Origin of the sequence: Ralstonia sp. 24A2 (genome assembly GCF_051783885.1) — a bacterium.
GTDB lineage: Bacteria > Pseudomonadota > Gammaproteobacteria > Burkholderiales > Burkholderiaceae > Ralstonia.
This window is the reverse complement of sequence record NZ_JBPVZD010000003.1, coordinates 343,790-356,549: the sequence shown is the minus strand read 5'-3', so window position 1 is coordinate 356,549 and position 12,760 is coordinate 343,790. Positions and strand designations below refer to the sequence as shown.

13 protein-coding genes are annotated in these 12,760 nt (G+C 63.8%); 7 read left to right on the top strand and 6 right to left on the bottom strand.

Annotated elements, in window-relative coordinates; all coding sequences use genetic code 11:
* Positions 1-72: 72 nt before the first annotated feature.
* Genes ACS13N_RS18990 through ACS13N_RS18970 form a run of 5 tightly spaced genes read right to left on the bottom strand, consistent with a single transcriptional unit; the run spans position 73 to position 4,692 of the window.
* Positions 73-798 carry an ABC transporter ATP-binding protein gene (locus tag ACS13N_RS18990; RefSeq protein WP_438933171.1) on the bottom strand — a complete coding sequence of 242 codons (726 nt, stop codon included), beginning with the start codon at positions 796-798 and terminating at the stop codon, positions 73-75.
* Positions 795-1,544, bottom strand: a complete 750-nt coding sequence (locus ACS13N_RS18985) for an ABC transporter ATP-binding protein (RefSeq protein ID WP_438933170.1) — start codon at positions 1,542-1,544, stop codon at positions 795-797. The genes ACS13N_RS18990 and ACS13N_RS18985 overlap by 4 nt, the downstream gene beginning before the upstream one ends.
* Positions 1,541-2,509 carry a branched-chain amino acid ABC transporter permease gene (locus tag ACS13N_RS18980; protein WP_438933169.1) on the bottom strand — a complete coding sequence of 323 codons (969 nt, stop codon included), beginning with the start codon at positions 2,507-2,509 and terminating at the stop codon, positions 1,541-1,543. Before ACS13N_RS18980 ends, ACS13N_RS18985 begins: the two co-directional genes overlap by 4 nt.
* Positions 2,506-3,375: a branched-chain amino acid ABC transporter permease gene (locus ACS13N_RS18975; protein ID WP_438933168.1), complete on the bottom strand. Its 870-nt coding sequence runs from the start codon at positions 3,373-3,375 to the stop codon at positions 2,506-2,508. Before ACS13N_RS18975 ends, ACS13N_RS18980 begins: the two co-directional genes overlap by 4 nt.
* 57 nt (positions 3,376-3,432) lie before the next feature.
* Positions 3,433-4,692, bottom strand: coding sequence for an ABC transporter substrate-binding protein (locus ACS13N_RS18970; protein ID WP_438933167.1), 1,260 nt, complete (start codon positions 4,690-4,692; stop codon positions 3,433-3,435).
* A gap of 319 nt (positions 4,693-5,011) precedes the next feature.
* Here ACS13N_RS18970 and ACS13N_RS18965 point away from each other — a divergent pair, with 319 nt between their 5' ends.
* The 7 genes from ACS13N_RS18965 (at position 5,012) to ACS13N_RS18935 (ending at position 11,317) form a co-directional block, all read left to right on the top strand.
* Positions 5,012-5,410, top strand: coding sequence for a DUF350 domain-containing protein (locus tag ACS13N_RS18965; protein ID WP_316682804.1), 399 nt, complete (start codon positions 5,012-5,014; stop codon positions 5,408-5,410).
* 38 nt (positions 5,411-5,448) lie between these two features.
* Positions 5,449-6,492, top strand: coding sequence for an SPFH domain-containing protein (locus ACS13N_RS18960; RefSeq protein WP_438933166.1), 1,044 nt, complete (start codon positions 5,449-5,451; stop codon positions 6,490-6,492).
* A 75-nt stretch (positions 6,493-6,567) separates the two neighbouring features.
* Complete coding sequence (locus ACS13N_RS18955) at positions 6,568-8,019, top strand: DUF4178 domain-containing protein (RefSeq protein ID WP_438933165.1); 1,452 nt, start codon at positions 6,568-6,570, stop codon at positions 8,017-8,019.
* Positions 8,016-8,201, top strand: coding sequence for a hypothetical protein (locus tag ACS13N_RS18950; RefSeq protein WP_199032805.1), 186 nt, complete (start codon positions 8,016-8,018; stop codon positions 8,199-8,201). Before ACS13N_RS18955 ends, ACS13N_RS18950 begins: the two co-directional genes overlap by 4 nt.
* Positions 8,198-8,614, top strand: a complete 417-nt coding sequence (speD, locus tag ACS13N_RS18945; protein WP_438933164.1) for an adenosylmethionine decarboxylase — start codon at positions 8,198-8,200, stop codon at positions 8,612-8,614. The genes ACS13N_RS18950 and speD overlap by 4 nt, the downstream gene beginning before the upstream one ends.
* A gap of 127 nt (positions 8,615-8,741) precedes the next feature.
* Positions 8,742-9,995, top strand: a complete 1,254-nt coding sequence (gene cqsA, locus ACS13N_RS18940) for an alpha-hydroxyketone-type quorum-sensing autoinducer synthase (RefSeq protein WP_438933163.1) — start codon at positions 8,742-8,744, stop codon at positions 9,993-9,995.
* 29 nt (positions 9,996-10,024) lie between these two features.
* Positions 10,025-11,317, top strand: coding sequence for a sensor histidine kinase (locus ACS13N_RS18935; RefSeq protein WP_438934447.1), 1,293 nt, complete (start codon positions 10,025-10,027; stop codon positions 11,315-11,317).
* A gap of 34 nt (positions 11,318-11,351) precedes the next feature.
* On the opposite strand, the gene fumC is transcribed toward ACS13N_RS18935, so the two are convergent.
* Entirely contained in the window at positions 11,352-12,737 is a 1,386-nt protein-coding gene (gene fumC, locus ACS13N_RS18930) for a class II fumarate hydratase (protein ID WP_438933162.1), read from the bottom strand.
* Positions 12,738-12,760 lie beyond the last annotated feature (23 nt).

Here is a 12,760-nt window from a genome sequence, read left to right as displayed (position 1 = left end):
ACCGACGCACCGATACGGCGAGCGCGATTGTGCCGATTTTTTGCCGAACCGGCGACCCCACTGCGCCGGCCCTTATGCTGCTGCCGCGCTGGCTCCCGTCAACGCGCGCACCCGGTGCTCGTCCGCCGCCAGCTCCCGCGCGTTGCCGGCATGGACGATGCCCCCGTCATCCAGCACATAGGCGTAGTCGGCAATTTCCAGGCTCATGCGCGCGTTCTGTTCGACCAGCAGCACGGTGATGCCTGCGTCGCGCATCTGCGACACCACGCGAAATACCTCGCGCACCACCAGCGGCGCCAGCCCCTGTGACGGCTCATCCAGGATCAGCAAACGCGGGTTGAGCAGCAGCGCGCGGCCCAGCGAGAGCATCTCCTGCTCGCCGCCCGAGAGCGAACGCCCGCGGCTGAACTTGCGTTCGGCCAGTCGCGGGAACAATGCGTAGACGCGCGGGAGGGTCCACGGGCCGCTGCGCTCGATGGGGACTTTCAGGTTTTCTTCCACGGTGAGGTTGGCGAAGATCCGGCGCCCTTCCGGCACATAGCCGACCCCACTGGCGGCGATGCGGTAGGTGGGCCAACGCGTGGTGTCCGCGCCGAAGATCGTTACGCGCCCCTGCCGGGCGGGCGTCAGACCCATGAGCGTGCGCAACGTGGTGGACTTACCCGCCCCGTTGCGGCCGAGCAGAACGGTGATGCAGCCTTGCGCCGCCTCCAGGCTGACGCCATGCAGGATGTGGCTCTTGCCGTAGTAGGTGTGCAGTCCTTCTGCCGTCAGGGCAGGTTGCGAACCAACAGTCATGATGCGCTCCCGAGGTAGGCGGCCTGCACGGCCTCGTTGGCGGCAATCTGCGCCGGTGTGCCTTCGGCCAGCAGCCGCCCCTGGTCGAGCACGGTAATGCGATCGGCCAGGTCGAATACCACGCGCATGTCGTGCTCGATCAGCACGATGGTGAAGTTGTTCTCGCGGTGCAGGCGGTGGATGAGCTGCATGGTCTCGTCGGTTTCCTGATCGCCCATGCCGGCGGTGGGCTCGTCGAGCAGCAGCAGGCGCGGGTGCAGTGCCAGTGCAATGGCAATCTCGGTGGTGCGCTGGTCGCCGTGTGCCAGTTCGCCGGCCAATCGGTTGGCCTTGCCGCGCAAGCCGGTGAGTTCAAGCGTCTGCGCAACCTGCTCGCGCACGCGGGCTGTGTCGGCAGGGCTGACCCACGGGCGCAGGCGAAAGCCCGCCGCGGTCTCGGCGCTGATACGCACGTTCTCAAACACCGTCAGTTCTGGAAAGATCTCTGTGATCTGGAAGGTGCGTGCGATGCCGGCTGCCACACGCCGGTGCGCGGGCAGGGCAGTGATGTCCTGCCCTTCAAAGGCGATCGTGCCGGCAGTGGGCCGGAAGAAGCCGCTGATGAGGTTGAAGAAGGTTGTCTTGCCGGCGCCGTTGGGCCCGATGACGGCGCGCAGTTCGCCGGGCTCGACGGATAGCGACACGTCCTGCACTGCGACCAGGCTGCCGAAGTGCTTGCTGACGCGTTCCACGGCAAGCACGCTCACGATTCGCTCCTGCGCCGGATCACGCCCAGCAGCCCGCGCGGGAAGAACAGCACGATCGCCACGAACAGCATGCCGACAAACGACATCCAGTTGACGGTGATGCTCGACAGGTAGTCCTGCAGCACAACGAAGACCACCGCGCCCAGCAGCGGCCCCCAGAAGCTGCGCATACCGCCCATGACAGCCATCATCACGAAATCGCCCGACTGGCTGTAGTGCAGGCCGCGCGGATCGGCAAAGTTGTTGAGCAGCGCATAGAGCGCGCCGGCAAAGCCCATGAAGAAGCACGACAGCGTGAAGGCGATCCAGATATGCCGGTTGACCGGAATGCCGAGAAAGCGCGCGCGCCGCTCGTTCTCGCGGATGGCGATCATGGTGCGGCCGAACGGGGATCGCAGCACGCCCGCCATTACCCCCGTCACCAGCGCCAGGCAGGCCAGCACGAAGTAGTAGAACGCGTCGGCATTCGACAGGATGTCGATGGTGGTGAAGCCCAGATGCAGCGGTGCACGTGTAAAGCCACGTAGCCCATCATCGCCGCCGGTGAGTGAGCTCCACTGGAAGGCGATGTAGTAGAACACCTGCCCGAACGCGATGGTGACCATGGCGAAATACACGCCGCGCCGCCGCACGCTCAACGCGCCCAGCAGCGCACCAGCGATGCCGCCCAGCAGCGTGCCGCATACGAGCGCCAGCGGCGTGCTCTGCGCCAGGAACTTCAATGCCAGGCCCGCGCCATACGCACCCAGCCCGAAGTACGCCGCATGACCGAACGACAGCACGCCGGTAAAGCCCAGCAGAAAGTTGACCGACATGGCCGCCAGCCCGAGCACCAGTACGCGCGTGCCCAGTGCGGTGTAGCCACCCAGCAGCGGCATCCAGTCGGGCGCGAGCAGCAGCATCGCCCAGATGGCCAGCAGCCCCAGTAGACGGCGAAGCTGTGCCTGGTTGTCGCGCGCGCTCATGTCAGCATGCCTTCTTCACCCAGCAGCCCGCGCGGGCGCAGCAGCAGTACGAGCGCCATCATCACGTAGATGACTGCCTCGCTGGCCGCCGGCACGAACACCGCCGTCACGCCCGACGCCACCCCGATCAGCAGCCCACCCAGCAGCGTGCCCGTCAGGCTGCCGACCCCGCCAACGATGATGGCGATGAAGCTCGGCATCAGCAGCCCCGTGCCCATGGTCGGCTCCAGCCCGAGCTGCCCGGCCGCCAGCACACCTGAGAGGCCCGCGAGATAGATGCCCACGGCAAAGTTGAGCGAGCGCAGCCGCCCCACGTTGATGCCGAGCGCCGCCACGGTTTCCAGATCCAGCGTGCCGGCGCGGATGCGGATGCCCATGCGCGTATAGCGCAGTAGCAGAAAGAGCGCGGCCACTGTCACCGCCACAGTGCCCACCATGAACAGCCGGTAGCCGGTGATGAAGAAGAGTTCATTGGAAAGCGGCTGCGCCAGCGCTTCGGGAATCGATACCGGCTTGCCTTGCGCGCCCCAGATGAAGCGCGTGCCGTCTTCAAACACGAACGCCAGGCCGAAGGTCAGCAGCAGGCTGTAGAGCGGGTCGCGCCCATACACACGACGGATCAGCAGGCGCTCCAGCACGAGCCCGATGAGTGCCGCAATCGGCGGTGCGATCAGCAGTGCGCCCCAGAAGCCGACATACGGCGTGATGGTGTAGGCGATATAGCCGCCGATGACGAGAAAGCCGCCGTGCGCGAAGTTGATGACGTTGCTCAGGTTGAGGATGAGCGACAGCCCGAGCGCCATCAGCACGTAGAACGCGCCGATGATCAGCCCGTTGGTGATGTTGAAGAGCAGCAGCTGTGTCATGGCTCCCCGCGCGCGCATTGGTGCGCGTTGTGGGCGCAGGCAGGACGGTTCAGAAGATCAGGTCGGCCACTTGATCGTGCAGCCGGTCGCGCTCTCGGGCGGCGCGGTCTTGTCGCCGGGCACGACGTTGTCGACGCGGAACAGGTCTTCCGGATCGCCCGCCGGTTTGGTCAATGCCTCGCCCACGAACGACGACGTCATCAACTGGTGATCCCCCTTGCGGTAGTAGCACTTGTTGGGTTGCAGCTTCACGTCATCGGGCAACTCGTAGCCGCCCAGCGCTTCGGCCAGCTTGCGTGCATCGAGGGTCTTCTCGCGGTTGGCGACGCCCGCCAGCGTATGCACCGACGTATAGCCGAACCAGTGGCGCGCGGTCGGTACCTTGCCGTTGTTGACCTTGCGGATGTCGGCCACGAATTTCTCCACGTGCGGCACGCCGGGCTGCTTCCAGTACCACTCGAACATCCAGACGCCGACGCGCGCCTCGGGCGGCATCGCCTCCAACGATTCCAGCTCCTGCTGCAACCCTGCAATGTGGATCTGCTTGCCGATGCCGAACTGCGCGATCTGCTTGAGGCAGTTGACCATGTCCGAGCCCTGCGGCAGCACCAGCAGCACATCAGGGTTGGCAGCGCGCGCCTTGATGAGGAAGGATGAGAAATCGGTCGTGCCCAGCGGTGTCAGTTCATTGCCGGTCATGGTGCCGCCGAGCTTCTGCAAGTCAGCCGCCGCCGCCTTCTGCAGCGTGTGGCCGAAGGCGTAGTCCGGCGTGATGAAGTGCCACTTCTTGCCGTACTTGGTGAACAGCAGGCTGGCCACTGCGTTGGCTTCCATGCTGGTGGTGTTGCACACGCGGTAGACGTTCCACTTGCAGTCGCTGCCGGTGATGGTGTCGGTGTGCCCACCCGAGACGATGTGCAGCACCTTCTTCTCGTTGCTGACCTGGGCAATGGCCTGGGCAATGCCGGAGTTCACGTCGCCGATCAGGAACGTCACCTGGTCGCGCTCGATCAGCTTGCGCGCCTTCTGCACGCCGGTGCCGACGTCGTTGGCGGAGTCTTCCACCAGCAGCTCGATCGGCCGACCGAGGATGCCGCCGCGGGCATTGATCTGTGCCACGGCAAGCTTCGCGCCCATGACCTCGTTCTGGGCGACTGCGGCATAGACACCCGTCAGCGGGTCGACCATGCCGATGCGGATCGGGGCTTCACCGCGCGCCTTGATGATGAAGGGCGGCGCCAGTTGCACCGCTGCCGCCGCGACGGCGGTTTTCAGGACGGTGCGACGGTCCACGTGGATGCAATTCGGTGTCGTCATGGCAGCCCCCTGACAGTCTGTCGAATCGGCCAATCCCTGCCACTCACTCTAGGTGTGCGTATTGAGTTGCACAAGGCAGGTCAACCCGCGAAACGGTTGATGGGCAAGGGTTTCTGCGGGACGGGGGACTGCGGCACGGGCGCGTCTGCGGCCGCCACGACCGGAGGCTACGCGTCGATCAAAATTAAGAGGCGATAACAAATACGGCGCAAACGCTTGGCATGCCGATGCGCCGGCATCTGTGGGGGGTACGCAAGCGACCCATCAGCCGCTATAGTGGCGCCACTTGCGCACTGCCCAGGCTGATTGCCTTCTGCCCATGCCCGATATGACCGCTTCCGTGATCGCCTATGCCTCGCACCTGCTGGCGGGTGCTGTGGTGTTTGCTGGTTTCTTCTTCGTCTACCTGCGCCTGACGCCGTACGACGAGTTCAAGCTGATCCGTGAAGGCAACGTTTCCGCAGCGCTGTCGCTGGCCGGCGCGCTGCTCGGTTTCGTGCTGACCATCGCATCGAGCATCGCGCACGCCGATGGCCTGCTGCCGTTCCTGTTCTGGTCGGTGATGGCGTCGGTCGTGCAGTTGATCGTCTTCGTGGTGCTCACGCGCCTGATGCCCGACTACCGCCTGCAGATCGAGCACAACAACACCGCCGCCGGTATGCTGTTTGGCGTGAGCGCGCTGGCGGTGGGTGTGATCAACGCTGCCTGTTTGTCCTGATTGTTCCTGCACCGCGAATCATTGCGAAGGAGTTTCCTGTGAGCCTGTCCAGCTTTATCAAAAAGCAGTTTATTGACATCCTGCAGTGGACGGAGAGCGAAGACGGCGTGCTCGCCTGGCGTTTCCCCATGCAGGACATGGAAATCCAGAACGGCGGCATGCTGGTTGTGCGCGACTCGCAAATGGCGATGTTCGTCAATGAAGGCCAGATTGCCGACGTGTTCGGCGCTGGCACCTTCAAGCTGACCACGCAGACGCTGCCCGTCCTGACCTACCTGAAGAACTGGGACAAGCTGTTCGAGTCCCCCTTCAAGTCCGACGTCTACTACTTCAGCACGCGCCAGCAGCTCGGCCGCCGCTGGGGTACGCCGCAGCCGGTGACGGTGCGCGACAAGGATTTCGGCATGATCCGCCTGCGCGCCTTTGGCGTGTACGCGTACCACGTGGCCGATCCGAAGCTGTTCTACCAACAGGTGAGCGGCACGCGCGACATCTACACCGTCGATGAAGTCGAGGCCCAGCTCGGCCCCGTCATCATGGGCGCGATGGCCACAGCCTTTGGCGAATCCGGTGTGCCGTTCCTGGACCTGGCCGCCAACCAGACGCTGATGTCGAACAAGGTACGCGAGACCCTCGCACCGCAGTTCACGCAGTACGGCCTGGCGCTCGACAGCTTCCAGGTCTCCAGCGTCACGCTGCCGGATGAACTGCAGGCCGCCATGGACCGCCGCATCAGCATGGACATGACCGGCGACATGGGGCGCTTCACGCAGTATCAGGCGGCCGAATCGCTGCCGCTGGCTGCGCAGAACGAAGGTGGCATCGCTGGAACGGGCGCGGGTCTGGCAGCAGGCTTGGCAATGGGTCAGACGATGGCCGAGAGCCTGCGCACGGCTGTGCAGGGCAATGCCGGCGCAGCGCCTGCTGCACAACCGGCTGCCGCCGCACCGGTTGCTCCGGCTGCCGACGACCCCACCGCACGCCTGACCAAGCTCAAGGATCTGCTCGACAAGGGCCTCATCACCCAGGCCGATTTTGATGCCGGCAAGGCCGCAGTGCTCAAAGCGCTGACCGGAGGCTGAGCGCGGCCTTGCTGATCGGATGACCGGGCGGCGCAGCTAGCCGCCCGTTTTGCTGTGCAATCGAACGACCCGACCATGTTTCATGCCAACTGCCCGGCGTGTGGCGCGCCGGTGGAACTGAAGTCCGCCGCTGCCGTGATGACGGTGTGCAGCTTTTGCAAGAGCACACTGCTGCGCGACGGCGAAACGCTGTCCGACATCGGCAAGATGTCTGCCGTGCTGGAGGACTACGCACGCGTGCAGATCGGCACCACCGGGCGCTACAAGAACAAGGCCTTCACCGTCGTAGGCCGCATCCAGTTGCGCTACGACGCGGGCTTCTGGAACGAGTGGTACGTGCTGTTTGACGACAGCACCGACGGCTGGCTGGCCGAGGCTTCGGGCCAGGTCACCATGACGTTCTCGCGTGGCGTGCCGCACAACGCCGTGGCGTTCGAAACGTTGCGCCCCGGCCAGCTCTACGATGCTGACGGCAAGCAGTTCACGCTGTCCGATGTGCGCGAGGCGGACTGCACCGGCGGCCAGGGCGAGTTGCCGTTCCGTGTGGGCGAGGGCTGGCATGCGCGCGTGGCCGATGGTCGTCGCGAAGACGCCTTCATCACGCTCGACTACTCCGACGGCACGGCGCCTACGCTCTACCTGGGCGAGGCCACCACGCTCGAAGCGCTCAAGTGCCAGCTCCTGCGCACCGACGCCGAGATCAAGGAAACCGCCGGCCGCGTCCCCCGCAAGCTCACCAACCTCGACTGCCCGCAATGCGGCACGTCGATCCCGTTCAGCCCCGGCGTGACCGGGCACGTGCTGTGCCCCGGCTGCGGTGCGGCCATCGATGCAGCCACGCCGCGCGGCGAGATCATCGCCCGCGCCCGGTCCGTGCCGCAGGTTGTCACCACGCTGGAGTTGGGCGACAAGGCGCTGATCGACGGCCAGCAATGGCAGGTGATCGGCGTGATGCGTCGTACGGTGGTCGACGGCGGCGGCGAGTGGTTCGAATACCTGCTGTACACCCCCAAGCGTGGCTTCACGTGGATGGTGGAAACCGACGACGGCTGGTTCCGTGCCAACGTGCTCGACCGCTGGCCCACGCAGACCGACGGCCGCAAGGCCACGCTGGGCAACACGCAGTACACCCGCGACGAGGACTACACCGCGCGCGTGACCTACGCTGCCGGCGCCTTCAACTGGCGCGTGCAGGCGGGCGACCAGACGCGCGTGGTCGAGTACACGGCCGGCCAGGAAAGCCTTGCTGCCGAGAGCGATGCGCATGAACTGAGTTGGTCCAGGAGCACGCCGGTCAGCACTGCGCAGATCAAAGCGTGGTTCGGCAAGGTCGTGCCGGAACCGGTGACGGGGGCATCGGCCTCGGGCTACATGACGGTGGCGGTGGTGTCCTGCGTACTGCTCGGCCTGCTGAATCTGGTGCCGTTCTTCATGGCGCCCGGTTCGGTATTCATGATCACGTTTTTCGCAGCGCTGATGCTGATCGTACCGGCGTGGCTGGTCGCCAAGGTCGGGGGTGGGGAATGAAAGGCTGGTTTGTTTTGTATGCCGTGTGTGTGGTGATCGGCGCAACGGTCATGGACTGGAAAGCCGGCTTTGCCGCACCGCGTACGCCGTCGTATGGCAGCGGCACCAGCGGGTCTTCGTACTGGGGCGGATCGTCGGGTGGCAGCGGTTACGGCGGCGGCTTCAGTGGGGGCCACAAGTGACGCGCACGGACGCGACGCCGCATGCTGCAACCGCTGTTGCAGTGGGCGAGCATCTGCTGCTCGACCTGTATGGCGTGGCGCCCGCGCTGCTGCGCGATGCACAGGCGCTGGAAGCTGCGCTGCGCGAGGCCGCCGCAGCGTTGGGTGCCACCATTCTTCATGCGCATCTCCATCGCTTCAATTCGCTGCGTGTTGGCGCACCCGCTGGCGAGCAGGGCGGTGTGACCGGTGTCCTGCTGCTGGCGGAGTCGCACCTGTCGATCCACACGTGGCCCGAGCACGGGTTTGCCGCCATCGATGCCTTCATGTGCGGCACCGGCACAACGCATGGCGCGCGTGCCGTGTTTGAACGTGCGCTGACACCGGAGCGTGTTGACGTGCGCGTCGCACAGCGCGGCGCATCATCGGTTTAGGACTTTTGGTCTAGTTCCGATTCCCGTCCATGGGTGCTTCGCGCATGGAGGGCAGAGTGGTAGTTCGGATTGCATCCCGGTGGTGATGCAAGGCCATCGGGGTTTTCAGCAACCCGAAGAGGCCACTATGACCACACTGCCCAAGAACGTTCCTTCTTCACTAGTCCCAACGCCTCCGGTAGCTGCACCAGCACTGCCGGATTGGATCGAAGCCCGCGTGCGGCGCTATTTCGATGATCGTGTAGCGAGACTCTGGGGGGGCGGCCACCTGCTGCACGGTCGTGAACCTGGACCAGATGCTCTATTCCTGAACAGCAACGACTACCTTTGCCTGCTTGGTGAGCGTGCCTTGGTGCGCGCTCAGGCTCGCACGCTGTTGGCGAGTGAAGGAGAGTTGCTGATGTCCTCCATATTCCAGCACGGTGATACGCCTCAACATCGGCTTGAGCGCCGATTGGCAGACATGATGCGAGCGGAAGCTGGACTGATTGCCCAATCTGGTTGGGCGGCCAACGTTGGATTGATCCAGTCCATCGCCGGTCCAGGTACGCCCGTTTTTGTCGACATGAATGCGCATGCCTCCTTGTGGGAGGGCATCACCGCTGCCGGTGCTCAGCCGATTCCCTTTCGTCACAACAACACCGAGCACTTGGAGCGGCAGATTGCACACATGGGGCCAGGCGTGATTCTGGTGGACTCGCTCTACAGCACAAACGGAAGCGTTGCCCCCCTGCCTGCACTTGCTCAGGTTGCCGAGTCCAGCGGCTCGGTGCTCGTTGTCGACGAATCGCATTCATTGGGTACGCATGGCCCAGGTGGCGCCGGACTGGTCGTGCAGCTTGGTTTGGAGCAACGCGTGCATTTTCGTACCGCTTCGCTGGCGAAGGCGTTTGCCGGCCGTGCTGGATTCATTGCCTGCAGCGAGAGGTTCAAGGAGTACTTTGCAATGGAGGCGCGCCCGGCTATTTTTAGCTCGGGGTTGTTACACCATGAACTGGCTTGGTTTGATGCCGCAGCGGACTTCATTGCGGCGGCTGATGACCGGCGGCAGAAGCTCCACACGATGACACGTTTGGTTCGTACCGGCATCGCTGAACTGGGCTACAACATCGCGGATGGAACCGAGCAGATTATTGCGCTTGAAGCGGGGACGGAGCCCCAGGTCAAGGTATTGCGCGACGCATTGCAGTCGCGTGGTATTTTTGGCGCGGTCTTTTGCCCGCCAGCGACATCTAAGAATCGGTCATTGGTGCGATTGACTCTGCACGCGAAGCTCGTCTCGGCCGATATTGAGCGTTTGCTCGATGTGTTGGGTGATATTCGTGAGCAAGTGAATCTGCGCGCATGGTCTTCCACGCGCCGAGCGGCGTTAACCGACTAATCTAGCGAACCTTCTGTGACGTTATGACGATAGAGCAGGGTGGTGCATTTCGAGAAGTGCCTCGCCGATGTCTGGCTCGTGTGTGGAAGCATCTGGAGAACTCCTTGGTACATGCAGCGCTTCTTAATGACGAGAGTGCAGCGCGCTTGCAGCGCATACGCCTCTTTGGGTTGATGGGCGTAGTCGGCCACCCGCTCTATTTTTGGATCTGGACGCATGTTTTCCCGCAGCCCTATGAAAACGGCTGGCTACGGCTGGCCTGTGCATTGCTGTTTATCCCACTGTTGTTTCCGGGGCCGTTGTCCAAACGCAAATGGTTTCCCGTCTATGCCCTCTTTGTCATCACGGCGGGAATACCTTTTGCCTTTACTTTCTTCTATCTGAAGAACGCAGGGTCGATGGTATGGACGGAATCCGTGCTGATTGCAGTGATGGTCCTGTTTCACTTCGGCGTGACATTCGCCTTAGTTTCACTGGTTTCTGGAGGGCTTGCTGCGATAGCGCTGTTTTGGTTGACGACCAGTACAGAGCTTGTATTCCCATGGCATACCCTGCCGGTGCAACTCCCAATTTTCGCGTTTCTGATCGCAATGCTCGTTATCACCAAGCTGGATCGCAAGATACTCGCTGAGCAGAAGCGGCAGGGCATGGAGTTGGCATTGGGCACCGTCGCCCACGAGTTGCGCACGCCGCTGGCGAGCCTGGCACTGACTGCGCAGGGAATCCAGAATCGCTTGCCAAGCCTGGCATCAGTCAGTCATCCCGATTTGCCCATATTGCAGCAAGCGGTTGAGCGGATGCGCACCGATGTCGTGCGTGCCAACAACAGCATCGAGCTGCTGGTCGCCAACTCGAAAGCCCCGCAGACCGTCAGCATCAGCTGGTTTGATCCACATGAGGCCATTTGCGCGGCGATTGCCGTCTTTCCGTTCGAGCCCGGTACGCGGGAGCTGGTTTCGATTGCACCGGGCATGGGTGTGCGGGTGCTCGGCAACGCGAGCCTGTTCGAGCACATCGTCACCAACCTGACCAAGAACGCGCTGGAGGCGATCCAGCGCGTGGGCAAGGGTGACCTCCACATTGCCTATGAGCGGCTGCCACGCGCCTTCGAGATCGTGGTGCGCGATACGGGGTCGGGTATCTCGTCGACGGTGCTCAAGCGGATGTTCGAGCCGTTCTTTTCATACCCGGCACATCGTGGCACGGGCATCGGCTTGATGTTCTGCCGCAAGGTGTTGCGTGGCTGGGGCGCCAGCATTTCGTGCAGGTCGGTCGAACACGAGTACACCGAATTCCGGCTTCGCTTCCCGAACCCGCGCTGACGCTGTCAGCGCAGGCCTCGGGGCAGCCTGCGGCTTATCTGCCGACCATATTCTCCGGCCGTACCCACGCGTCGAACTGCTCGGGCGTGACGTAGCCGAGTGCAAGCGCTGCTTCACGCAGGCTCGTGCCTTCCTTGTGCGCCTTCTTGGCGATCTGCGCCGATTTGTCGTAGCCGATGTGCGGGTTGAGTGCCGTGACCAGCATCAGCGAGCGCTGCACCAGCTCGTCGATGCGGGCGCGGTTGGGCTCGATGCCCACGGCGCAGTGATCGTTGAAGCTGCGCATGCCGTCGGCCAACAGGCGCACGCTATGCAGGAAGTTGTAGGCAATCATCGGGCGGAACACGTTCAGCTCGAAGTTGCCCGATGCACCGCCAATGTTGACCGCCACGTCGTTGCCGAACACCTGTGCGCAGAGCATCGTCACGGCTTCGCTTTGCGTGGGGTTGACCTTGCCCGGCATGATGGACGAGCCCGGCTCGTTCTCGGGAATGGAGATTTCGCCCAGGCCGCTGCGCGGGCCGCTGGCCAACCAGCGGATGTCGTTGGCGATCTTGGTGAGGCTGGCGGCCAGCGTCTTCAGCGTGCCGTGCGCGTGCACCAGCCCATCGGCCGAGGCCATGGTCTCGAACTTGTTGGGCGAGGTAACGAAGGGCAGGCCGGTCAGATTGGCCAGTTCGGCCGCCACCTGTTCTGCATAGCCGGCCGGCGCGTTCAGGCCGGTCCCCACTGCCGTGCCACCCAGTGCCAGCTCGCACAGGTGCGGCAGTGCTGCGTTCAGGTGCGTTTCGTTGTGCTGCAGTTGTGCGACATAGCCGGAGAACTCCTGGCCGAGCGTGAGCGGCGTCGCATCCTGCAGGTGCGTGCGGCCGATCTTGATGATGTCATCGAAGTCGGCCGCCTTCTTGGCCAAGGTCTCGCGCAGCGTGCGCAGCGACGGAATCAGGTGCCGCGTGATGGCGGTGACGGCCGCCACGTGCATCGCAGTTGGGAACACATCGTTGGACGATTGGCTGCGGTTGACGTCGTCGTTCGGGTGTACGAGGCGGCTCTCGCCGCGCTCGCCGCCCAGTAGTTCGCTGGCGCGGTTGGCGAGCACCTCGTTCATGTTCATGTTGCTCTGCGTGCCGGAGCCCGTCTGCCAGACCACCAGCGGGAATTCGTTCGGGTGCTTGCCCGCGATGACTTCATCCGCCGCAGCGATGATGGCGTTGGCCTTCTCGGCCGGTAGCAGCCCCAGGCGGTGGTTGACAGTGGCGCTTGCGCGCTTGATGCGGGCCAGCGCGTCGATCAGCTCGCGTGGCATGCGGTCGCCCGCAATGTCGAAGTTCTGCAGCGAGCGCTGCGTCTGCGCGCCCCACAGATGATTGGCGGGGACTTCAATGGGGCCAAAGGTGTCGCGTTCGGTACGGGTGGTCATGGCAGGTCTGCACGAGGGTGACT